This window comes from Pseudomonas grimontii (assembly GCF_007858185.1).
Classification (GTDB): domain Bacteria; phylum Pseudomonadota; class Gammaproteobacteria; order Pseudomonadales; family Pseudomonadaceae; genus Aquipseudomonas; species Aquipseudomonas grimontii.
This window is the reverse complement of sequence record NZ_VFES01000002.1, coordinates 26688-50493: the sequence shown is the minus strand read 5'-3', so window position 1 is coordinate 50493 and position 23806 is coordinate 26688. Positions and strand designations below refer to the sequence as shown.

Annotated in this window: 22 protein-coding genes; 18 read left to right on the top strand and 4 right to left on the bottom strand. The window is 60.7% G+C overall.

The annotated features are described in order from the left end of the window. Positions 1-178: 178 nt before the first annotated feature. The 6 genes from tauA (at position 179) to FIV39_RS04435 (ending at position 5634) form a co-directional block, all read left to right on the top strand. On the top strand, positions 179-1156 hold the full coding sequence (tauA, locus tag FIV39_RS04460; protein ID WP_090401101.1) for a taurine ABC transporter substrate-binding protein: 978 nt from the start codon (positions 179-181) through the stop codon (positions 1154-1156). Positions 1157-1173: 17 nt separating this feature from the next. After that, entirely contained in the window at positions 1174-1953 is a 780-nt protein-coding gene (gene tauB, locus FIV39_RS04455) for a taurine ABC transporter ATP-binding subunit (protein ID WP_065948520.1), read from the top strand. Beyond that, positions 1950-2786, top strand: coding sequence for a taurine ABC transporter permease TauC (gene tauC / locus FIV39_RS04450; RefSeq protein ID WP_090401102.1), 837 nt, complete (start codon positions 1950-1952; stop codon positions 2784-2786). Before tauB ends, tauC begins: the two co-directional genes overlap by 4 nt. A gap of 16 nt (positions 2787-2802) precedes the next feature. Then, a complete protein-coding gene (gene tauD, locus FIV39_RS04445; RefSeq protein ID WP_090401103.1) occupies positions 2803-3639 on the top strand; it encodes a taurine dioxygenase in 837 nt (278 codons plus the stop codon). Positions 3640-3750: 111 nt separating this feature from the next. After that, on the top strand, positions 3751-4428 hold the full coding sequence (locus FIV39_RS04440) for a hypothetical protein (protein WP_090401104.1): 678 nt from the start codon (positions 3751-3753) through the stop codon (positions 4426-4428). 3 nt (positions 4429-4431) lie between these two features. Then, positions 4432-5634, top strand: coding sequence for a helix-turn-helix domain-containing protein (locus tag FIV39_RS04435; RefSeq protein WP_090401105.1), 1203 nt, complete (start codon positions 4432-4434; stop codon positions 5632-5634). A gap of 61 nt (positions 5635-5695) precedes the next feature. Here FIV39_RS04435 and mgrA read toward each other — a convergent pair whose 3' ends face one another. The 4 genes from mgrA to epsC form a co-directional block, all read right to left on the bottom strand. After that, positions 5696-6733, bottom strand: a complete 1038-nt coding sequence (mgrA, locus tag FIV39_RS04430; RefSeq protein ID WP_090401106.1) for an L-glyceraldehyde 3-phosphate reductase — start codon at positions 6731-6733, stop codon at positions 5696-5698. Between the two features lie 108 nt (positions 6734-6841). Then, complete coding sequence (locus FIV39_RS04425; RefSeq protein WP_167361093.1) at positions 6842-8191, bottom strand: OprD family outer membrane porin; 1350 nt, start codon at positions 8189-8191, stop codon at positions 6842-6844. 158 nt (positions 8192-8349) lie between these two features. Further along, positions 8350-10311, bottom strand: a complete 1962-nt coding sequence (gene betT / locus FIV39_RS04420; protein ID WP_167361143.1) for a choline transporter BetT — start codon at positions 10309-10311, stop codon at positions 8350-8352. Between the two features lie 382 nt (positions 10312-10693). Then, positions 10694-11620 (bottom strand): serine O-acetyltransferase EpsC, encoded by a 927-nt coding sequence (gene epsC, locus FIV39_RS04415; RefSeq protein ID WP_090401108.1) that lies wholly within the window; start codon positions 11618-11620, stop codon positions 10694-10696. 166 nt (positions 11621-11786) lie between these two features. Between epsC and FIV39_RS04410 the strand changes: the two genes are divergently transcribed. The 12 genes from FIV39_RS04410 (at position 11787) to FIV39_RS04355 (ending at position 23731) form a co-directional block, all read left to right on the top strand. After that, positions 11787-12782, top strand: a complete 996-nt coding sequence (locus FIV39_RS04410) for a D-cysteine desulfhydrase (protein ID WP_090401109.1) — start codon at positions 11787-11789, stop codon at positions 12780-12782. 214 nt (positions 12783-12996) lie between these two features. After that, a complete protein-coding gene (tcyJ, locus tag FIV39_RS04405; RefSeq protein WP_090401110.1) occupies positions 12997-13797 on the top strand; it encodes a cystine ABC transporter substrate-binding protein in 801 nt (266 codons plus the stop codon). Then, complete coding sequence (tcyL, locus tag FIV39_RS04400; RefSeq protein WP_065925825.1) at positions 13797-14462, top strand: cystine ABC transporter permease; 666 nt, start codon at positions 13797-13799, stop codon at positions 14460-14462. Before tcyJ ends, tcyL begins: the two co-directional genes overlap by 1 nt. Before the next feature lie 3 nt (positions 14463-14465). Further along, positions 14466-15212, top strand: a complete 747-nt coding sequence (gene tcyN, locus FIV39_RS04395) for an L-cystine ABC transporter ATP-binding protein TcyN (RefSeq protein WP_090401111.1) — start codon at positions 14466-14468, stop codon at positions 15210-15212. 305 nt (positions 15213-15517) lie between these two features. Continuing rightward, entirely contained in the window at positions 15518-16294 is a 777-nt protein-coding gene (locus FIV39_RS04390; protein ID WP_090401112.1) for a hypothetical protein, read from the top strand. Between the two features lie 187 nt (positions 16295-16481). Then, on the top strand, positions 16482-17723 hold the full coding sequence (locus FIV39_RS04385) for an SfnB family sulfur acquisition oxidoreductase (RefSeq protein WP_090401113.1): 1242 nt from the start codon (positions 16482-16484) through the stop codon (positions 17721-17723). A gap of 24 nt (positions 17724-17747) precedes the next feature. Continuing rightward, positions 17748-18941 (top strand): SfnB family sulfur acquisition oxidoreductase, encoded by a 1194-nt coding sequence (locus tag FIV39_RS04380; protein ID WP_090401114.1) that lies wholly within the window; start codon positions 17748-17750, stop codon positions 18939-18941. Further along, on the top strand, positions 18941-20308 hold the full coding sequence (locus FIV39_RS04375; protein ID WP_090401115.1) for an LLM class flavin-dependent oxidoreductase: 1368 nt from the start codon (positions 18941-18943) through the stop codon (positions 20306-20308). Before FIV39_RS04380 ends, FIV39_RS04375 begins: the two co-directional genes overlap by 1 nt. Before the next feature lie 145 nt (positions 20309-20453). Then, positions 20454-21269, top strand: coding sequence for a MetQ/NlpA family ABC transporter substrate-binding protein (locus FIV39_RS04370; RefSeq protein ID WP_090401116.1), 816 nt, complete (start codon positions 20454-20456; stop codon positions 21267-21269). Next, on the top strand, positions 21266-22381 hold the full coding sequence (locus tag FIV39_RS04365; RefSeq protein ID WP_090401117.1) for a methionine ABC transporter ATP-binding protein: 1116 nt from the start codon (positions 21266-21268) through the stop codon (positions 22379-22381). Before FIV39_RS04370 ends, FIV39_RS04365 begins: the two co-directional genes overlap by 4 nt. Further along, positions 22371-23015, top strand: a complete 645-nt coding sequence (locus FIV39_RS04360) for a methionine ABC transporter permease (RefSeq protein WP_090401118.1) — start codon at positions 22371-22373, stop codon at positions 23013-23015. Before FIV39_RS04365 ends, FIV39_RS04360 begins: the two co-directional genes overlap by 11 nt. 89 nt (positions 23016-23104) lie before the next feature. Continuing rightward, entirely contained in the window at positions 23105-23731 is a 627-nt protein-coding gene (locus tag FIV39_RS04355) for a class I SAM-dependent methyltransferase (RefSeq protein ID WP_090401119.1), read from the top strand. Positions 23732-23806 lie beyond the last annotated feature (75 nt).

Sequence of the window (23806 nt, the reverse complement as noted above, 5' to 3'; positions counted from 1 at the left end):
TGACTGATCTACCGCAATCGGGGGCAAGCCCCCTCCCACATTTGCCTTCATCCAGCTCAAGATTCGCTTCAACCTTTCGCCCATAAGCTAATTCGAAAATGTTATTTATTTTCGGATTCTTAGATCATTTAGTCTCCTCACACGCCGACCCTCGGCCGCTTGATTGAGGAGCTTCCCCTTGAAACGTTTAACCCCACTGCGCCTCCTGGCGGCGTTCTCCCTGGCCGGTGCCAGCCTGTTTGCCCAGGCGGCGGATGTAACCGTCGCTTACCAGACCACCGTAGACCCGGCCAAAGTTGCCCAGGCCGACGGCGCGTACGAAAAAGCCACTAACGCCAAGATCGACTGGCGCAAATTCGACAATGGCGCCGACATCATCGCCGCCATCGCCTCCGGTGACGTGCAGATCGGCTACCTCGGCTCCAGCCCGCTGACCGCTGCGATCACCCGCAAAGTGCCGGTGGAAACCTTCCTGGTTGCCACCCAGATCGGCGGTGCCGAAGCCCTGGTGGCGCGCAACGGTTCGGGGATCAACAGCCCCCAGGACCTGATCGGCAAGAAGGTCGCCGTGCCCTTCGTTTCCACCGGCCACTACAGCCTGTTGGCCGCGCTGAAGCATTGGAACATCGACCCATCGAAAGTGACCATCCTCAACCTCGCCCCGCCAGCGATCATCGCGGCCTGGAAGCGTGGTGACATCGACGCCACTTACGTATGGGACCCGGCCCTGGGCGTGGCCAAGGAAAACGGCAAGGTGCTGATCACCTCCGGCGAGCTGGCCAAGTTCGGTGCGCCGACCTTCGATGCCTGGATCGTGCGTAAGGATTTCGCCGAGAAACACCCGGAAATCGTCACAGCCTTCGCCAAAGTCACCCTGGATGCCTACGCCGCGTACCGCAAAGACCCACAAGCCTGGCTCGCCGACAAAGGCAACGTCGACAAACTGGTGAAACTCTCCGGTGCCAAGGCCAGTGACATCCCACTGCTGCTGCAAGGCAACGTCTACCCGCTGGCCGCTGATCAGGTAACCCTGCTGGGCGCACCGACCACCAAGGCCGTGACCGATACCGCTGCGTTCCTCAAGGAACAAGGCAAGGTCGACGCCGTGCTGCCGGACTACGCCCCTTACGTCAGCGCCAAGTTCATCACCCACTGATCCAGGAGTTCATCGCGATGGCCTTGCTACAACTGGAGCGCATCAGCGCACAGTACCCAGGCGCCACAGAACCGGTACTGTCTGACATTTCACTCGACCTGGGGCCCCAGCAATTGCTGGTGGCCCTCGGCCCGTCCGGCAGTGGCAAGACTTCGCTGTTGAACCTGATAGCCGGCTTTGTCGAACCGTCTGCCGGGCGCATCACCCTCGATGGCGTGCCGGTCAAAGGCCCCAGCGCCGAACGCGGTGTGGTGTTCCAGGACGACGCGCTGCTGCCCTGGCAGGATGTGCTGGCCAACGTCGGTTTCGGCCTGGAACTGGCCGGCGTGCCCAAGGCGCAGCGTGAAGTGCGGGCCCGGGAAATGCTCGCGCTGGTGGACCTCGCCGGCTTCGACAATCGCCGCATCTGGCAGCTCTCCGGCGGCCAGAAGCAACGCGTCGGCCTGGCTCGCGCCTTGGCCGCCGACCCGCGCGTGTTGCTGATGGACGAACCCTTCGGCGCCCTCGATGCCTTCACCCGCGAACAGATGCAGGAACTGTTGCTGCAAGTCTGGCGACGCACGGCCAAGCCGGTGTTCCTGATTACTCATGACATCGAAGAAGCGGTGTTCCTCGCCACCGACCTGATCCTGCTGGCGCCCAACCCGGGGCAGATCGTCGAACGCCTGCATCTGGACTTCGGCCAGCGCTACGCGGCCGGTGAGTCGGCGCGGGCGATCAAGTCCGACCCGCGCTTTATCGAAACCCGTGAGCACGTGCTGGGCAAAGTGTTCTCGCAACGGCAGGTGTCCGCATGAGCAGCTACGAACTTCCCGCCACCGCTACCAAACCGGTGGCGCACGCCGTGATACCGGCGCGGCGCAGCCTGAGCACGCGCTGGATCAGCCTGTTGACCCTGGTCGCCTTGCTGGCCCTCTGGTGGGCCGTCACCGCCAGCGGCCTGATCGAACCGTTGTTCCTGCCACCACCCTCCGCCGTGCTGCAAAAAGGCTGGCTGCTGGCGACCACGGGCTATATGGATTCCACCTTATGGCAGCACCTGGGCGCGAGCCTCAGCCGGATCGGCCTGGGCCTGGGCTTCGCGGTGCTGACCGCCGTGCCGGTGGGGATTGCCATCGGCTCCAACCGCATCGCCCGCGGCATTCTCGACCCACTGATCGAGTTTTACCGACCGATTCCGCCCCTGGCTTATCTGCCGTTGATCGTGATCTGGTGCGGTATCGGCGAGCTGTCCAAGGTGCTGCTGATTTACCTCGCGATCTTCGCCCCGATTGCTATCGCCACCGCGACCGGCGTGCGCACCGTCGACCCGGCCAAGCTGCGTGCGGCGCAGTCGCTGGGCGCCACCCGTGCCCAGCTGATTCGCCATGTGATCCTGCCGAGCGCCCTGCCCGACATCCTCACCGGTGTGCGTATCGGCCTGGGCGTGGGCTGGTCGACCCTGGTCGCCGCCGAACTGATCGCGGCCACCAGCGGCCTGGGTTTCATGGTGCAGTCGGCGGCGCAGTTCCTGGTCACCGATGTGGTGGTGCTGGGGATCCTGGTGATCGCCCTGATCGCCTTCGCCATGGAAATGGGCCTGCGCGCCCTGCAGCGCAAACTGGTGCCTTGGCATGGCCAGGCACACTGAGTGATGAGAACTTAAATTGAGCAACCTGACCGTTACCCCCCTCAGCGTCGCCTTGGGCGCCCAGATCAGCGGCGTCGACATTACCCAACCGCTGAGCGCCGAACACCGCGATGCCATCGAGCAGGCGTTACTCCGCCACTCGGTGTTGTTCTTCCGTGACCAGCCGATCACCCCGCAGCAACAGGCACGGTTCGCGGCGAATTTTGGCGACCTGCATATCCACCCGATCTACCCCAACGTGCCGGAACAGCCCGAAGTGCTGATCCTCGACACCGCCGTCACCGACGTACGCGACAATGCCGTATGGCACACCGATGTGACCTTCCTGCCCACCCCGGCCCTCGGCGCGGTGCTCAGCGCCAAGCTGCTGCCGGCGTTTGGTGGCGATACGCTGTGGGCCAGTGGCATCGCGGCGTATGAGGCGCTGTCCGAACCGCTGAAACGGTTGCTCGATGGGCTGACGGCTACCCACGACTTCACCAAATCCTTTCCGCTGGAACGCTTTGGCAACACCGCCGAAGACTTGGCGCGCTGGGAAGAAACCCGCAAGAAAAACCCACCGCTGTCGCACCCGGTAGTGCGCACGCATCCGGTGAGCGGGCGTAAGTCGCTGTTTGTCAGTGATGGGTTCACTACCAGGATCAATGAGCTGGAACCGGCGGAAAGCGAAGCGATCCTCCAACTGCTGTTCGCCCACGCGACACGCCCGGAATTCACCCTCCGCTGGCGCTGGCAGGAAAACGACGTGGCCTTCTGGGATAACCGCGTGACCCAGCATTACGCGGTGGATGACTACCGGCCGCAGCGGCGGGTGATGCATCGGGCGACGATTCTTGGGGATGTGCCGTTCTAATATCCAACCTCTAGAAAACGATCAGCGGCTGGATAAAAAACCAGTGTCTCACTTCCATAACGAATAAATATGGAGTAAAAATCCGCTTACCGAATAGCGAGTGGTGATTACATGGTCACAAAACAAGAAATCCAAGGGTTCATTCGTGCACAGGTAAATAAAGAATTTTTCGAGGAGCTTGGAGTTTTACTTCCTCAAACCTTCCAAAAAGCCTTGAAAGAAACTCAAGAGCTGCTGATTTATACTCCCCATGAAGATTTGCGAGGGCACTTACGGCATTCGCTAGTCCAGGAGTCCCTGGCCGGAATGAAGCGGTGGAATCCGATAATCAAGTCAACAGATCCGAAGGGGCACAATTATGTGCTGCTTGAGCTCGGTTTACTGAGAATCACGGCGGTGGTGCTTCCTTGGCAGAAAGAAATCCGCGATGCAAAACACCGAAGCGAACTCAAAACGTTAAATGAATCCCTTGCAGACACCCAAATGGACTGGATCGATGGGCTCAAACATACCGTAGCCGAACAATTGATTCATGCGCTTGTCGTAGTCCATGCACCTCCAATTCGCTCAGAGGATCAGTCAGAGCCACGCGCAATCATGATGGCCGTACCGTACTTCAACGGTAAGGGCTTCCACATGAATTGCACATTTGAGGATTTGCTTCAAAGCTACTCTGATAATGAGGCGGTTCAGCAGAAACCAGTTGAGTTGGTGAAATTGCGAGATAAGATGCGCCGCGCCGAAGAAACCGAAGACCAAGCTGATGATAAGCAAAACGCCAAGAGGTAGACCATGAGAACGGGAGTCGCGGGCTTTCAGTCAGAGCGCCTCAAGCAGTTGCGCCTTGCGTTTGGGATGACGCAAACCACTCTCGCCGAGATGGTGGGGCGCGCCTCTGGCAACGTTTCAAAATGGGAGAATGGGCTTCAGGTCCCAGAGGCCGACGCCTTCCAGCGCTTATGCGAAGTTTTCGGGGTCAGCGAAAACTGGCTACTTGAGGAACAGTTCACAACTGGCGAGAACACTCCATTTTTCTTTCGATCGCAGGTCAGCACTACGACCAGCGCACGGGAAATAGCGGAAGTACGCTTGGAGTGGCTTCAAGAAATCTCTTACAAACTGCAAGAAAGCCTTGAATTTATTGAAGTCAATGTGCCGCATTTAGAAGAGCGTAATTGCGAGCTGATTTCTGACGAAGAAATCGAACAGATGGCCAGTAAATGCCGTCAAACCTGGGGACTAGGGATAGCTCCGATCTCCAATGTCGTTCAAGTATTGGAGAGTGCAGGTATTGTCTGTGCTCGGACCACACTCGGGCACCTGAAAATGGATGGCGTTTCGAATTGGTACGAGTTGGACCAACGGCCATATGTTTTACTTGTCGCCGATAAGGCAAACGGGATCAGAAATCGCTTTGATGCGGCCCATGAGCTCGGACATATCGTTCTGCATAGGTACATATCCAAAGAGCAGTACGACGCGAATTACGCACTTCTTGAAACTCAAGCTCATCGATTTGCAAGCGCCTTTTTACTGCCCCCAGAAAGCTTTCTGCGAGAAGTTCGTTGGCCGACACTGGATACGTTGCTAGCTCTGAAACCACGCTGGAAAGTCTCAGTAGCCGCAATGGTGAGGCGTTGTTTAGATCTAGAAATAATCAACGACACCACAACCACCAGACTATGGAAGGCCAGATCTGCCAGAGGATGGGTAAAGGGAGAGCCTATGGACAGCGATTTTGACTTCGAAAAGCCCCAGCTGATCGCGCGAGGAGTGAAAATGCTTGTTGAAAACAACGTGCTTTCGCGATCTCAGTTAAGGCAGGTGCTCGGGTTGCCGCTACACATTCTAGAAAACCTTTGTAGCTTGGACGAAGGTTATTTCAACCTCCCGGACAAGTCGCAGGTAGTAGATATACAGTTGAGAAAGCGATCTGCACGCGAAACTTTTTTCAACGAAACGGCAGAAATACTCGGCTTCCCGAACAAAAAATAGCAAAATCAGCAGCCCGTTCTACTTGCAAGCCCCCCTCTACAGGAAGGGCTTGCTTTCAATGTTATTCAGCGCTGGACGGCTTTTCCCACAAGTTGATTCCACCTTCCTGCGCAAACCGATCGATCTCCGCCAGTTCTTCCGCACTGAAGCTCAGGTTCTTCAACGCCCCGACATTCTCGATGATCTGCTCCGGCCGGCTGGCACCGATCAGCGCGCTGGTTACCCGAGGGTCGCGCAAGGTCCAGGCCAGCGCCAATTGCGCCAGGCTTTGGCCACGGCGCTGGGCGATTTCGTTCAGTGCACGTACGTGGGCGATGTTGGCTTCAGACAGGTGCTTGGCCTGCAACGAACCACCACCCGGGCGGTTGACCCGTGCGTCGGCCGGCACGCCGTTGAGGTACTTGTCGGTGAGCAAACCCTGGGCCAGCGGCGTGAAGGCGATCACTCCGGCGCCGAGTTCTTCGGTGGTGTCCAGCAGGTCTTTTTCCACCCAACGGTTGAGCAGGTTGTAGGCCGGTTGGTGGATCAGCAGCGGCACTTTCCACTCTTTGAGCAGTGCCGCCATTTCGCGGGTTTTCACCCCGGAGTAAGACGAGATACCGATGTACAACGCCTTGCCCTGTTGCACGGCGGTGGCGAGGGCGCTGGCGGTTTCTTCCAGGGGCGTGTCGGCATCAAACCGGTGGGAGTAGAAAATATCCACGTAGTCGACGCCCAGGCGTTGCAGGCTCTGGTCCAGGCTTGCCAGCACGTATTTGCGTGAGCCGCCGCCCTGGCCGTAAGGGCCCGGCCACATGTCCCAACCGGCCTTGCTGGAGATGATCAATTCGTCGCGGTAGTGCTTGAAGTCTTCGCGCAGCAAACGACCGAAGTTGATCTCGGCGCTGCCGTAGGGTGGGCCGTAGTTGTTGGCCAGGTCGAAGTGGTTGATCCCCAGGTCGAACGCGGTGCGCAGCAGGGCGCGCTGGGTGTCGATCGGGGTGCTGTCGCCAAAGTTGTGCCATAGCCCCAGGGACAGTGCCGGCAGCACCAACCCACTGCGGCCTACGCGGCGATACGGGATAGATTCATAGCGGTTTTCGGCAGCAATGTAAGTCATCGAATCCTCTCTTGGACGTAGGCAAATAAGGCCTGGGAATAACGATATTCCCAGGCCTTTTAACCAGCTGAATCGCTTAAGTCTGCCCTTCCGTTTTACAGCAATTTCCTACCAGAGTGGAACGACATAGCTGACATAGAAGCGGTTTTCATCCTGCACGGTGGCACCGGTAATGTCCGGGCTGGCGTGGGCATTTTTCCAGGTCACGCCAAGGCCCTTGAGCGTACCGGTGGGCACTTGGTACGCCACGGCCACGTTACGCTCCCATTCGGTGGTGGTGCCTTGGGCGGTGCGGATGTCATCGCCGTGGGCGTAGGCAGCGGAGAACGTCAGGCCGTTGAGGCCGAGTTTGCCCAAATCATATTTGTACTGCGCCAGCCAGGTACGTTCGCCGGCGTGCTGGAATTTGTTCAGCTGCATGTTGGTCAGCGCCGGGGTGTCGGCACCCGAGCCTGGGCCTTGGCGGGCGTCACCGCTGTTAAGGCCGGAGTCCAGGTACGGGAAGTCGCTGTCGCCGCTGTTTTTCTGGAGGCCCAGGCCGACGGTATGGCCGTCCAGGCTGTAGCTTTCCAGCAGGCTGACGGTGGACTGGTTGATGCGGCCCTTGTTCACGCCGTCGCCGTACAGGCCCGCTGCGGCAAAGTCCTTATCCCCGTCGGCGTTGGCGCCCACACCCAGGCTGCGGAACACGCGCACGTCGGTATCGATCGCCCCCACCGATAAGGCGTCATGGCGCTTGGCGCCGAGGAAGAACTGCTGGTAGTAATCCTCAAGGTTGGAGTACCAGAGGCTGACAGTGGTGTTCTGTATGCCGCTGTAATCCGCACCGCCGAACAGGAAGCGGTCACTTTCTTTGGTCCCGCCGGCGGTGATCATGCCCTGGTCGCCGGTTTCGTTGCGGATCTTGGTCTTGAAAATATCACCGCCGGTGAAGGTGAAGTCGCTGAGGTCCTTGGACACCAGTTGCACACCGGTGTTGGTCTGCTGGTACAGGCGCCCGTCGGTGTTGGCCAGCACCGGGTTATTGCCGTACAGCGTACCGACGCGCAACTCATCCTTGGCAAAGCGCATCTTGAACGTCGGGCTGAGCACGCCGAACTGGTCGGCGGATTTGCCGTTGTCCAGCGGGAACATGCTGCCGGGATAGCGGCCCTGGTGATCCTTGTCGTTGAGGTCGCCACCGGAATCCAGTTTCAAGCCGTAGAACGCCTGCAGATCCAGGCCGAAACCCACCGGCCCCTCGGTGTAGCCCGACTTGAAGTTGAACTCGAAACCCTGGCCCCAATCCCGAATGCTATGGGCCTTGGCATTGCTGCCGACCACGTCACGTCCCTGCTGGTTGAGATAGCGGTTGAGCAGGGTCACGTCGGCGTGGCTGTCATCGATAAAATCCGCCTGGGCAGACAGCATAAAGCTCGCCATGGCGGCTCCCACCACAGGGCTTAAAAACGTCTTCATGGGCACCGGTCTCCGTCACTGTTCTGAAATGAAAGCGTCAAACGCTTCACACAATTACGCAGTGACCAGATGACAGTTACGCGTCAAAACAGCGCCTTGACGGATGAAATTAAGTTTAAGAAAGCCCCGTAGAACGGGGCTTTGCGGGGAGTTGAGCGTCAGCGCACCAAGTGCAGGAACTGCAGGTGGCGCTCGTACTGGTCAAGGATGTCGTTGATGATCTGCTCCTTGGTGTAGCCCACCAGGTCGTAGTCCTGGCTGCCCTCGCTCAAGTGCACTTCCGCCCGGTAGTAGCGACGGTTATTGAGCTGCTTGGAGCCCATGCCACCGCGTGCAAATGAGGGCGTGAAATAGCCGCGCATCTGCACCTGGTAAACGAACGGATGCTCTTCGCCGTGACCGATTTCCAGGCTGACGCTGTCGTTGGACGGGTCGGGCTGGGTGACGACATTGAGGCCTTTTTCGACAAACACCGCCGTCACTTCTTCAATCGCCGGACGCACCGTGGTCTCAAGGAAGCGGTACACCTCATCCCGCGACGGGAAATGCACGGCCTGGCTCAAACGCTGGCGCCAACCGCCGGTGCCTTTGCGTGAGCCCGAGACCGGCGCCAGCGAGTGCAACTGCGCAATCTGCTTTTGTGACTCGAGGTAGAAGGCCTTGTGCAGCCCCCACATCATCAGCAACAGGATCAGCGAGAACGGCAGCGAGGTCAGCACCACCGCCGATTTCAGCGAATCGATACTGCCGGCAAACAACAACGCGCTGGTGATCAGTGCCGTCATCGCGCCCCAGAACACCCGCAGCCATTTCGGCCCGTCTTCGTCGGCGTTGCCGCCCTTGGACGACAGGGTTGAGAGCACCACGGTGCCGGAGTCGGCCGACGTGACGAAGAACACGAAGCTGATAAACACCGTGACCGCGATGACGGTTTTGCTCCACGGGTAGGTTTCCAGCAGCAGGTAGAGGCTCATCGATGGATCATCGATGGCCGACTGACCGAGTGCGGTCATGCCGTGGTTGAGCACTTGGTCGATGGCGCTGTTGCCGAAAATCGACATCCACGCCAGGGTGAAGCCCAGCGGGATCAGCAGCACGCCGAACACGAATTCGCGGATGGTCCGGCCACGGGAAATGCGTGCAATGAACAGGCCCACGAACGGTGACCATGCGATCCACCAGGCCCAGTAGAACACCGTCCAGCCGCCCAGCCAGTCGCTGGGTTTGTCGTAGGCGTACACATCGAAACTCTTGGTCGGCAATGCGCCCAGGTAGTCACCGATGTTCTGGATCAGGGTGTTGAGCAAGTGCTGGGTGGGCCCGGCGAATAACACAAACAGCAGCAGCGCACAGGCCAGCAGCATGTTGATGTCGGACATCACCCGCACACCCTTGTCGACGCCGGCGACGGCGACCAGGATCGCCGCGCCCATCATCAAGGTGATCAAGCCGACCTGGATCCACTGGGTGTGGGCAATGCCGAACAGGTAGTCGAGGCCGGAGTTGAGGTGCAGCACGCCGAAGCCCATGTCGGCACCGAGGCCGAACACCGTGGCAATGATGCCGAAGCCATCCACCGCATAGCCGATAGGGCCATTGATGCGCTTGCCGATCAGCGGGTACAGCGCCGAGCGCAGCGCCAGCGGCAGGTTATGCCGGTAGGCGAAATACGCCAGCGCCATGCCGACAAACGCAAACACGCCCCAGCCGTGCAGGCCCCAGTGCAGGAACAGCACCTGCATGGCCTGGCGTGCAGCGTCGGCATTCATGGCCTCGCCCTGAGGCGGTTGCACCAGGTGCGTCAGCGGTTCGGACACGCAGAAGAAGAACAGCGTGATGCTGATCCCGGCGGCGAACAACATGCCGGCCCAGGACAGGTAACTGAATTCGGGCTCGTCGTGGTCGGCACCGAGTTTTATCTTGCCGTAGCCCGATAGCGCGGTGACCACCACGAAGACCAGATACAGGGTCATCGCCAGCATGTAGTACCAGCCGACCGTGTTGGCCGCCCAGTTTTGCGCCGCCAGCAGCCAGGCACCGGCCTGTTGCGGGATAGCGATGACAGTGATGCCGAACAGCAAGATGAAGGTAGCGGCAAAATAGAACACCGGCGCATTCATGCGCACCAGGCCGCTGGATGGGGTGGACGATGCACTCATGAACGGTGCACCCCGAGGGTGAGGGATGTGGCTGTATAAAACGGACTCAGCAAAGGTAAGCCTCCTGTTGTGAGCGGGCAGCGAACCACCGGGTTTAACTTGAACGAACAGTCAAGTTAAACATGAATAGGCGGTTTGGGACTAATCGCAGGGCTGAGTGGTATGACGGGTGAGCAAAGGAAATCGTTCAGCGACTGCTGAATGAAATACGGCCTCCGTGTGGAATGCCGTCAAAATGTGGGAGGGGCTTGCTCCCGATGGCGGTGGTTCAGCCAGTGCATCTGTGACTGACAGACCGCTATCGGGAGCAAGCCCCCTCCCACAGGTGACCGGTGCAAGCTCTCTACTTCTGCGTCCCATCATCATGCTGCAAATTCGCCTGCGTAATGTTCGCCCCCACCGGCACGCTGCGCGTCAGCCACACGTTACCGCCAATAGTCGAACCCTTGCCGATGGTGATGCGCCCGAGGATCGTCGCCCCGGCATAGATCACCACGTCATCCTCGACAATCGGATGGCGCGCATGGCCCTTCTGCAACTGCCCATCCTCATCCGCGGGGAAGCGCTTGGCCCCCAACGTGACCGCCTGATAGATACGCACCCGCTCGCCGATGATGGCGGTTTCGCCGATCACCACACCCGTCCCGTGGTCGATAAAGAAGCTCGGGCCGATCTGCGCGCCGGGATGGATATCGATACCGGTGGCCGAATGGGCGATTTCCGCGCTGATCCGCGCCAGCAGCGGCAAGCCAGCGCGGTAGAGGTGGTGGGCCAGGCGATGGTGAATCACCGCGAGAATCCCCGGGTAGCACAGCAGTACTTCATCCACACTGCGTGCGGCCGGGTCGCCGTGGTAGGCGGCGAGTACGTCGGTATCCAGCAGGCTGCGCAAGGAAGGCAAGGCCAAGGCAAAATCCTGGATCAGGCGGATGGCATGGGCATCGATCTGGCTGTCATCCTGGCCGCCCTGGCGCGCGGCATAACGCAACTCCAGACGCGCCTGGGCCAGCAAGGCGTTCAGCGCGACGTCGAGGGTATGGCCGACGTAGAAATCTTCACTTTCTTCACGCAAATCCACGGGCCCCAGGCGCATCGGAAACAGCGCACCACACAGGGCTTCGAGAATCTGCGCAACGGCTTCACGGGACGGCAATTCGCGGCCGCCATGCTCGCCGCTCAGGCGACCATTGCGCGTTCGCCACTGGTCACGGGCGCCACGCAACTGGCTGACGATGGTCTGTAATTGCCAATGGCTGGAACGCTCACTCACGGTATTCACTCCTGACGTAATGGCCATCACTTTACGGTATGCACCCTGATCGTCCTTAAGAACCAATGGTGTGATACTAAGAACCATCAGGCATAAGCGATTGACGGTTGCCCGATGAAAAGTGCCTGCCTATAGTCGCTCCATCCCTTAGCCACCGTGCGTAGCCATGATCAAGCAACAGCTCGACCGTTTTAACCGCCTGGAACTGCTGGGCGGCGCCACCGCCCTGGAAAAACTCGAACGGCTGTCGACCTGGTTGGGACGCGACATCTACGTCAAGCGCGATGACACCACGCCACTGGCCATGGGTGGCAACAAGCTGCGCAAACTCGAATACCTGGCAGCCGATGCCATCGCCCAGGGCGCCGATACCCTGGTGACCGCCGGCGCGATCCAGTCCAACCACGTACGCCAGACCGCTGCCCTCGCCGCCAGGCTCGGCCTGGGCTGCGTCGCCCTGCTGGAAAACCCCACTGGCACCGAAGACCCCAACTACCTGGGCAACGGCAACCGCCTGTTGCTGGAGCTGTTCGACGCCAAGGTGGAGTTGGTCGAAAACCTCGACAACGTCGACGACCAACTCAACGCCCTCGCCGATCGCCTGCGCAGCAACGGCAAGAAGCCCTACCTGGTACCCATCGGCGGCTCCAATGCCCTTGGCGCGCTCGGTTATGTGCGCGCCGGGCTGGAGCTGGCCGGGCAGATCGAAGACAGCGGGATCGAATTCGCCGCCGTGGTGCTGGCCTCCGGCAGCGCCGGTACCCACAGTGGCCTGGCCTTGGCATTGAGTGAGGTACTGCCGCAGTTGCCCGTGATCGGCATTACCGTATCGCGCACTGAAGAAGCGCAGTTCCCGAAAGTACAGGGCCTGGCCGAACACACGGCCGAACTGCTCGGCGTGGACATCCCCGACGCCTTCAAGGTGATCCTGTGGGACGAATATTTCGGCCCCCGTTATGGCGAACCGAACGCCGGCACCCTTTCGGCGGTCAAGCTATTGGCGAGCCAGGAAGGCCTGCTGCTGGACCCGGTCTACACTGGCAAGGCCATGGCCGGTTTGCTCGACGGTATCGGGCGTCAGCGCTTTGAAGACGGACCGATTATTTTCCTGCATACCGGTGGGGCGCCGGCGTTGTTTGCCTATGACTCGGTTTTCAACTGAATAAACACGGGCTAAATATGGGAGGGGGCTTGTTCCCACATTAGACCCACCACATATTCATAAATAGAATATCAATTAATATTTATATTATTTTCAAGTCTTAAAACCCGGCTTTATCATCGCGCCGCAGGCGAAGACGCGCTACGCGCTTTAAGGCAGGATACGCCTACTGCGTCACCTGCTTCGCTCAACATAAAAAACACAGGGGCTCTTCATGACTATTTCTGTATTCCGTCGCACGTTGCTGGTTGGCACTTTGGGTCTGGCGCTTGGGGCTGGTTGGCTGGGCCAGGCGGTTGCCGGCGAGCAACTGGGCAACATCAAAAAGGCCGGCGAGATCAAAATCGGCCTGGAAGGCACCTATCCGCCGTTCAGCTTTCAGGATGAGAAAGGCAAACTGGCGGGCTTCGAAGTCGAGCTGTCCGAAGCGCTGGCCAAAGAACTGGGTGTGAAGGTCAAGCTGCAGGCCACCAAATGGGACGGCATTCTGGCGGCATTGGAATCCAAGCGTCTGGATGCAGTGATCAATCAGGTGACCATCTCCGACGAGCGCAAGAAAAAATACGACTTCTCCGAGCCCTACACCGTTTCCGGGATTCAAGCGCTGGTCCTGAAAAAGAACGAAGACAAGCTCAACATCAAATCCGCCACCGACCTGGCCGGTAAAAAGGTGGGTGTGGGCCTGGGCACCAACTACGAGGAGTGGGTAAAAGCCAATGTGCCTACCGCTGATATCCGTACCTACGAAGATGATCCTACCAAGTTCCAGGACCTGCGCATCGGCCGCATCGACGCCATCCTGATCGATCGCCTGGCCGCCTTGGAATATGCCAAGAAAGCCCCAGACACCGTCGCTGCCGGTGCTGCCTTCTCCCGTCAGGAAGCCGGTGTTGCCCTCCGCAAAGGCGAGCCTGAACTGCTTGAGGCGGTGAACAAGGCCCTCGACAAATTGCGCGCTGACGGCACCTTGAAGAAGCTATCGGATAAGTACTTCAACGCTGACGTTACCCAATAATGGAAGCAAAGCTCCAACTCGTCCTGGACTCCACGCCCTTCTTGCTGCAGGGCGTGTACTTCACCGTCATCCTGAGCCTGGGCGGCATGTTTTTCGGCTTTCTGCTGGGCTTCGGCCTGGCACTGATGCGCCTCTCGCGCATCAGGCTGGTGAGCTGGATCGCCCGCGTCTACGTGTCGTTCTTTCGCGGCACGCCGTTGCTGGTACAGCTGTTCGTGATGTATTACGGTTTGCCGCAAGTGGGCATCGAACTGGACCCGATTCCCGCCGCCCTGATCGGCCTCTCGCTGAACATGGCCGCATATATCTGTGAAACCCTGCGTGCCGCCATCAGCTCCATCGAGCGCGGCCAGTGGGAAGCCGCTGCCAGTATCGGCATGACCCGTGTGCAGACCCTGCGCCGGGCGATCCTGCCGCAGGCGATGCGTACGGCACTGCCACCACTGGGCAACAGCTTCACCTCACTAGTGAAGGACACCTCGCTGGCGGCAACCATTCAAGTGCCGGAGCTGCTGCGCCAAGCACAACTGGTGTCTGCACGGACCTTCGAAATGTTTGCCATGTACCTGTCGGCCGCCCTGATCTATTGGGTGCTCATCAGCATCCTGGCGCATTTCCAAAACCGCCTGGAAGACCGGGTCAACCGGCATGACCTGGAGTCTTGAAGCATGATCGTGGTTGAAAAACTGACCAAACAATTCAACGGTCAGGTGGTACTCAACGGCATCGACCTGGAGGTCAAGGAAGGCGAAGTCGTCGCCATCATCGGCCCTAGCGGTTCCGGCAAGACCACCTTCCTGCGCTGCCTGAATTTCCTCGAAGAACCCACCAGCGGCCGTATCAAGGTGGGCGATATCCAGATCGACGGCAGCAAACCGCTCAACCAGCAACAAGGCCTGGTGCGGCGCCTGCGCCAACACGTGGGTTTTGTGTTCCAGAACTTCAACCTGTTCCCCCACCGCACGGCACTGGAAAACGTCATCGAAGGGCCGACCGTGGTCAAGAAGATGCCGCGCGAAGAGGCTATCGCCCTGGGGCGCAAGTTGCTGGCCAGGGTCGGCCTGGCCGGCAAGGAAGACGCCTACCCACGGCGCCTTTCCGGCGGCCAGCAACAACGCGTGGCGATTGCCCGCGCACTGGCCATGGAACCGGAGGTGATCCTGTTCGACGAACCCACCTCGGCGCTGGACCCGGAGTTGGTCGGCGAAGTGCTGGCAACCATCCGCAGCCTCGCCGAAGAAAACCGCACCATGGTCATCGTCACCCACGAAATGAGCTTTGCCCGCGATGTCGCCAACCGGGTGATCTTCTTCGACAAGGGCGTGATCGTGGAGCAAGGCGACGCCAAGGCGTTGTTCGCCAACCCCAAGGAAGAGCGCACCCGGCAGTTCCTGAGCAAGTTCCTCGCCCACTGATGTGGCGAGGGAGATTGCTCCCTCACCACAAAATCTGCTCCTACAGGAAATCCTCGCCATCCACGCGTAATCCCCCCGCCTCCCCGATCCAAAAATCCCCCACCCAGTCAGACCCTTCTGAATATCTGCGAACCCGCCGTTTAGCCCTTTGCCGCCATTGACGCTCCCCGGCCAACCCTCTTATCTAGCGTCCAGAGGATTGGATCCTATCCCGGCTACTCACTGAATCGTTCCTTTCAGCCCACCTGCGCACCCGCGCCGCAGGGCTGGAACGATTGCTGCTGGCTGCATCAAGGAGATTACTTATGACGCGCACTGCAACCCCGGCCCTGCTCACGGCCCCAACCTTGCCCCAGGCTAACCGGCACGGCATCAACGCACTGGCGGCTAGCCAGCTGCAGGTGGACATCGCGCCTTACCCCGGCATGGATGAGGGCGACTTGATCGAACTGTTCTGGAACAACTGCTTTGCCGCCTCTCGGAGGGTGAGCGCATGCAAGGTCGGCATGCAGATCCATCTACGGGTGCCGGAAAGTTTTGTGCAGGACGGCCTGGCACAGGTGCATTACCAGGTCATGCAAGTTGGTCGCGCGCCTTTGCGCTCGGCCGTGACCGGGGTGCGTGTAAAGACCCGATACCCTGGCGGCCAGCCCTCCCTCCTGTACAACGACGAAAACCACAACCTCGCCCCCGTCGGTTTGCCCGAAACCATCCGTCGCCATGGTGTCAACGGTCGCCAGGTACGACGTGGCATTCCGCTGACCATCGCGCCCTACCTGAACATGTCCAGCGGCGACGCCATCACCCTGCGCTGGGGTGACGTACGCATGGACCTGCCGAAGATCCAGGCCAAGACAGTCGGCCAGGCGGTGCACGTATGGGTACCGTCGGCGGTGATTGTCGAGGCAGGTGACGACAGCCGCCTGGAGGTGACGTACTGCATTCTCGATCGCGTCGGCAACAATTCCCGCTGGGCGCCCACGCGCACATTACGCATTGCCGACTGTGCGCCAGGCCATCCGGCCGGGACCGCGCGGGTCTATCAACCGCGCCCCCTCGGCTCCCCCTGTGAACCGGGGTGACAGACCTTCTATGCATATTCCCAAAAGTTAGTTTATTTAAATATTTAACGCGCTTAGGGTATATACACCGGACCACCGGACATCTCTGATTTTTCTGTTTTTATTTCATTGAATGCGAGGTCGGTATGGTCAGAATTACCCCGGTGCATAACGCCAGGGCATTACGTGCAGCCAAGGAGCGGCGCTGATGTCTAACTTGGCTCTAACACCCCCCCAGAGTGATCTGGACGTTGCTCCCCTGCTGTTGCCGGCCACCGTGCTGCGCAACGATGCAGAGGCGCTGAAGGCTGCCCACGAGCTGGCCCAAGCCGCACGCCCGCAAGCCGCCAAGCGTGACCAGCAACGCAAGCTGCCGTGGGCGCAGATCGAACAATTCACCCGCAGTGGGCTGGGCAGCATTTCCATTCCTCGCGAATACGGCGGCCCACAGGTCTCATTCGTGACCCTGGCCGAAGTCTTCGCGATCATCAGCGCGGCAGACCCGGCCCTCGGGCAGATCCCCCAGAACCATTTCGGCATCCTGCACCTGTTGCAGGGCGCCGCCACCGAGCGCCAGAAAGAGCAGCTGTTCCAGAGCGTCCTCGACGGCTGGCGCATCGGCAATGGCGGCCCGGAACGCGGCACCAAAAACACCCTGGAGCTCAAGGCGCGCATCACTGCCCACGGTGACGGTTACGTAATCAACGGCCAGAAGTTCTATTCAACCGGCGCGCTGTTTGCCCACTGGGTGGCGGTGAAGGCGCTGAACGACGACGGCAAGCAGGTCATGGCGTTTGTGCGCCGTGGCACCGAAGGGCTGCGCATCGTGGATGACTGGTCGGGCTTCGGCCAACGCACCACCGCCAGCGGTACCGTGCTGCTGGACCGCGTGCCAGTGGACGCCGAACTGGTCGTTGAAAACTGGCGCATCGGCGAAAGCCCGACTATCCAGGGCGCCGTTTCGCAACTGATCCAGGCCGCCATTGACGCCGGCATCGCCCGTGGCGCGCTGGACGACACCATCGCCTTTGTGCGTGAGCGTTCACGCCCGTGGATCGACGCCAAGGTCGAGCGCGCCAGCGATGACCTCTACGTGATCGCCGATATCGGCAAGCTGAAGATCGAACTGCACGCCGCCGAAGCGCTGTTGCGCAAGGCCGGGCAAGTGCTGGACCAGGTCAGCGCCGCGCCGATCACCGCACAGTCCGCCGCGCGTGCGTCGATTGCCGTGGCCGAGGCGAAAGTGCTCACCACCGAAGTGTCATTGCTGGTCAGCGAAAAGCTCTTCGAACTGGCCGGCAGCCGCGCCACCCTCGCCGAATTCAACCTCGACCGCCATTGGCGCAACGCCCGGGTGCACACCCTGCACGACCCGGTGCGCTGGAAGTATCACGCCGTCGGCGCCTATCGCTTGAACGGCACGTTGCCGGCTCGCCACTCCTGGATTTAACCGACCAGACCTCTGGAGAAACTCATGACCCTTTCTCACCGTGTCGCGGTTATCACCAGCGACGAACAAGCCCTTATTGTCGCCAGCGACCTGGCCGAAGACTTCCGCCGAGACAGTGCCCAGCGCGACCGCGAACGCCGCCTGCCGCTGCCCGAACTGGACGTGTTCTCGCGCTCCGGCCTGTGGGGCATCAGCGTGCCCAAGGCATACGGCGGCGCAGGTGTGTCCAACGTCACCCTGGCCAAGGTCATTGCCCTCATCGCCCAGGCGGATGCCTCCCTGGGCCAGATTCCGCAAAACCATTTCTACGCCCTCGAAGTGCTGCGCGTGAATGGCAGCCCTGAACAGCAACGACGCCTGTACGCCGAAGTGCTCGCCGGGCAGCGTTTCGGCAATGCCCTGGCGGAACTGGGCACCAAGACCGCCCACGACCGCGTCACCCAACTGACCCGCGACGGCGACGGCTTCCGTATCACCGGCCGCAAGTTCTACGCCACCGGCGCGATCTATGCGCAACGCATCCCCACCTCGGTGGTGGATGAACACGGCATCCAGCAACTGGCCTTCGTGCCCCGCGACAGCGAAGGCCTGAGCGTGATCGACGACTGGAGCGGCTTTGGCCAGCGCACCACCGGCAGCGGCTCGGTGGTGTTCGACAACGTGTGGGTCGCCGCCCACGACGTGATCCCGTTCCAGAGCGCTTTCGAGCGCCCGACCACTGTCGGCCCGCTGGCGCAGATTCTTCACGCCGCCATCGACACCGGCATCGCCCGCGCCGCCTTTGAAGATGCGCTGCACTTTGTGCGCACCAAAACCCGCCCGTGGATCGATTCCGGCAACGACAAAGCCACCGAAGACCCGCTGACCCTGAAGAGCTTCGGCCACCTGAGCATCCGCCTGCACGCCGCCGAGGCACTGCTGGAACGTGCAGGCGAATTCCTCGACCGCGCCCAGGCCGACAGCAACGCCGACACCGTGGCGACTGCGTCGATTGCCGTGGCCGAAGTGCGCGCCTTGAGCACCGAGGTTTCCCTGGCCGCCGGCAGCACCTTGTTCGAACTGGCCGGCAGCCAGGCCACCCTGGCCGAGCACGGCCTCGACCGCCACTGGCGCAACGCCCGCGTGCACACCCTGCACGACCCGGTGCGCTGGAAGTACCACGCCGTGGGTAATTACTACCTCAACGATGAAAACCCGCCACTGCGGGGGACGATCTGATGGCGCTGCCTTTGAAAGCGAGAAAAAAGATCCTGCTCAATGCCTTCAACATGAACTGCATCGGGCATATCAACCACGGCATGTGGACCCATCCACGGGACACGTCCACCCAGTACAAAAGCATCGAGTACTGGACCGACCTGGCGCAAACCCTGGAGCGCGGGTTGTTCGACGGTTTGTTCATCGCCGACATCGTCGGCGTGTACGACGTGTACCAGAGCTCGATTGATGTACCGCTCAAGGAGTCGATCCAACTGCCGGTCAATGACCCGCTGCTGCTGGTCTCGGCGATGGCCGCCGTGACCAAGAACCTCGGCTTCGGCCTGACCGCCAACCTCACCTATGAACCGCCGTATCTGTTCGCCCGGCGCATGTCCACGCTCGATCACCTGAGCCGTGGCCGGGTGGGCTGGAACATCGTCACCGGCTACCTCGACAGTGCCGCCAAGGCCATGGGCCTCACCGAACAGGTCGAGCATGACCGGCGCTACGACCAGGCCGATGAATACCTGGAGGTGCTCTACAAACTCTGGGAAGGCAGCTGGGAAGACGACGCGGTGCTCAACGATCCGCAGGCGCGGGTCTACGCGCAGCCGGGCAAGGTGCACAAGGTCGAACATCGCGGCGAGTTTTATCAAGTGGAGGGTTATCACCTGTGCGAGCCGTCGCCGCAGCGTACGCCGGTGCTGTTCCAGGCCGGCAGTTCGGACCGTGGCTTGCTGTTCGCCGGGCGCCATGCCGAGTGCGTGTTTATCAGCGGGCAGAACAAGGCGGCGACCAAGGTGCAGGTGGACAAGGTGCGCGCCAGCGCGGTCGAGGCTGGGCGCAACCCGCAAGACATCAAGGTGTTCATGGGCCTCAACGTGATCGTCGGCGCCACCGAGGAGCTGGCCTGGGCCAAGCATGCCGAGTACCTGAGCTATGCCAGCGCGGAAGCCGGCGTGGCGCACTTCTCGGCGTCCACCGCGATTGATTTTTCCCAATACGAAATCGACGAGCCGATCCAGTACGTGAAAAGCAACGCGATCCAGTCGGCCACCAAGAACCTGCAAAACAACGACTGGACCCGGCGCAAATTACTCGAGCAGCACGCCCTCGGTGGGCGCTATATCACCCTGGTCGGCTCGCCCGAACAGGTCGCTGACGCGCTGGAATCCTGGATCAGCGAAACCGGCCTGGATGGCTTCAACCTGACGCGCATTGTCACGCCGGAAAGCTATGTGGATTTTATCGACCTGGTGGTGCCGGAGTTGCAGAAGCGGGGGTCGTACAAGACCGAATATGAGAGCGGCACGCTACGGGAAAAAGTCTTCCACGGCAGTGCTCGCCTACCTGAACAACACACCGGTTCCACCTACCGCCACTGATTGAAAAATGTGGGAGGGGGCTTGCTCCCGATAGCGGTGTATCAGTCATCGGATTGGTTTGCTGACACTCCGCTATCGGGAGCAAGCCCCCTCCCACAGTGGATCTCCACTGTTTGTACCAATACCTTATGACTGGAAATCGACCATGAAAAAAACACTGCTCTCCCACCCAGTCAAAGCACTGGCCCTGGCCTTCGGGTTGTTCAGCTCGGCGGTGTTCGCCGCCGATGCACCGCTGAAAATCGGCACCACCGCCGCCTTCGCGATTCCCCTGGAAGCCGCGGTGGCAGAAGCCGGCAAGCAAGGCCTGAACGTCGAGCTGGTGGAATTCACCGACTGGATCGCGCCCAACGTCAGCCTGGCCGCCGGCGATATTGACGTGAACTACTTCCAGCACATCCCGTTCCTGGAAAACGCCAAGGCCGCCGCCGGTTTTGACCTGGTGCCGTACGCGCCGGGCATCATCAACAACGTCGGCCTGTATTCGAAGAAATACAAAAGCATCAACGACCTGCCCCAGGGCGCCAGCGTGGCGATTGCCAATGACCCGATCAACAGCGGTCGCGGCCTGCAACTGCTGGCCAAGGCCGGCTTGATCACCCTCAAGCCGGGCGTGGGCTACAAGGCCACCGAAGAAGACATCGTGACCAACCCGAAAAAGATCAAGATCCTGCAAGTCGAGGCCGTGCAGCTGGTGCGCGCCTATGACGATGCGGACCTGGTGCAGGGCTACCCGGCGTACATCCGCCTGTCCAAGACCTTCGATGCCGAGTCGGCGCTGCTGTTCGACGGCCTCGACCACCCGGAATACGTGATCCAGTTCGTGATCCAGCCCAAGAGCAAAACCGACCCGCGCGTGATCAAGTTCGTCGACATCTACCAGCACTCTCCGGTGGTGCGCGCGGCGTTGGATAAATCCCTTGGCAAGTTGTACCAAGTCGGTTGGGAAGACAAAAAATGACCGCCGCCCACGCTCAACTGCGCGACCCGGGGTCACCGCCCAGGGACGCCGAGCAGACAGAACTGCATCCGGACCTGAACCGCGCGCACGTGCGCTTTATCAACCTGGGCAAGACCTACGACGGCAGCGTGCAGGCCTTGCAGGGCATCGACCTGGCGATCCAGCGCGGTGAGGTGTTCGGCATTATCGGCCGCAGCGGTGCCGGCAAATCCTCGCTGATCCGCACCATCAACCGGCTGGAGCAGCCCAGCAGCGGGCGCGTGCTGATCGATCAGGTGGACATCGGCGAGTTCGACGAAGACCGCCTGGTGGCGCTGCGTCGGCGTATCGGCATGATCTTCCAGCACTTCAACCTGATGTCGGCCAAGACCGTGTGGCAGAACGTCGAATTGCCGCTGAAAGTCGCCGGCGTGCCCAAGCCCCAGCGTGAGCAAAAAGTGCGCGAGCTGCTGGAATTGGTCGGCTTGCAGGACAAGCACACGGCCTACCCGGCGCAGCTGTCCGGCGGGCAGAAACAGCGCGTCGGCATCGCCCGTTCGCTGGTGCACGACCCGCAGATCCTGCTGTGCGATGAAGCCACCTCGGCCCTTGACCCGGAGACCACCCAGTCGATCCTCGGCCTGCTGCGCGAGATCAACCGGCGCCTGGGCCTGACCATCGTCTTGATCACCCATGAGATGGCCGTGATCCGCGACATCTGCGACCGCGTGGTGGTGCTGGAACACGGGCGCATCGTCGAGCAAGGCCCGGTGTGGCAAGTGTTCGGCAACCCGCAACACGAGGTCAGCAAGACCCTGCTGGCGCCGCTGCAACATGGGCTGCCGGAGGAACTGCAAAGCCGTTTGCACACCCAGCCTGAATCGCCCGACGCCGCGGTGGTGCTGCGCTTGCAGTTCACCGGCAGTGCCAGCGATGAGCCGGACCTGGCCGCGCTGTTCAGCGCCCTCGGCGGGCGCGTGCGTCTGCTGCAGGGCGGAGTCGAACGGATTCAGGGGCATGCCTTGGGGCAACTGCTGCTGGCGGTGAATGGCTCATCTCACGACACCGAAGAACTGCGCAACCGCGCCGCGAACTGGGCACAACAGGTGGAGGTACTGGGCTATGTGGTTTGATCGTTTAGTGCAGGGCGCCATCGACACCTTGTTGATGGTCGGCGTGTCATCGCTGATCGCCTTGCTGGTGGGGATTCCGCTGGCGGTGTTTCTGGTGACCAGCGACAAGGGCGGCATCTACCAGGCGCCGGCGCTGAACCGGGTGCTGGGGGCGTTCGTCAATCTGTTCCGCTCGATTCCGTTCCTGATCCTGATGGTGGCGCTGATCCCGTTCACGCGACTGGTCGTCGGTACCACCTACGGTGTGTGGGCGGCGGTCGTACCGCTGACCATCGCCGCGACACCGTTCTTCGCGAGGATCGCCGAAGTGAGTTTGCGCGAGGTCGACCATGGCCTGATCGAAGCCGCCCAGGCCATGGGCTGCCGGCGCTGGCACATCATCTGGCATGTGCTGCTGCCGGAAGCGCTGCCGGGGATTGTCGGCGGGTTCACCATCACCCTGGTGACCATGATCAACTCGTCGGCCATGGCCGGGGCAATTGGTGCGGGAGGCTTGGGCGACATTGCCTATCGCTACGGCTACCAGCGTTTCGACACGCAGATCATGCTCACGGTAATTGTGCTGCTGGTGATTCTGGTGGCAGTGATCCAGTTGGGTGGTGATCGGTTGGCGCGGGTGCTGAATAAGCGCTGAAAGCTGGGGCTGCTGCGCAGCCCAACGCGGGGCAAGCCCGCTCGCCACAAGGTATAGTCGGGGCATCTCAATACCCGGTATTGCCCACCATGCCCCTCAAGCCCGACGACCTCGACCAGATCACCTCCACCACCCTCGGCCACTACAACAAGGTGGCCGAGGACTTCCGTGAAGGCACCCGCGATCACGATGTGAGCCAGAACATCGACGCGCTGCTGCGGCATATCCAGGGCTCGGCGCCCTTTACCGTGCTGGATTTCGGCTGCGGGCCGGGACGGGATTTGCAGGCCTTTACGCGCATGGGGCATATCGCCGTCGGCCTGGATGGCTCCGAGCGGTTTGCACAGATGGCGCGCGAGGACAGCGGCTGCGAGGTGTTGCAGCAGGACTTCCTCAAGCTGGATTTACCCGCCGAACGCTTTGACGGGATCTTTGCCAACGCGGTGCTGTTTCATATTCCCAAGCAGGAACTGCCGCGTGTGCTCAAGCAACTGCATGGGGCGCTGAAGCCCGGCGGTGTGCTGTTCAGTTCCAATCCACGGGGTGAGAACCAGGAAGGCTGGAATGGGCCGCGGTATGGCTCCTATCACGACCTGGCGGCGTGGCAGGCATTGCTGACGACGGCGGGGTTTGAAGAGTTGGAGCATTACTTCCGGCCGGCGGGATTGCCTCGGGAACAGCAGCCTTGGTTGGCCAGCGTTTGGCGCAAGGCTTGAGTCAGGGCAAGCCCACTCCCACATTTGGAATGCATTCCCCTGTGGGAGCCGGGCTTGCCCCCGATGACGGACTGA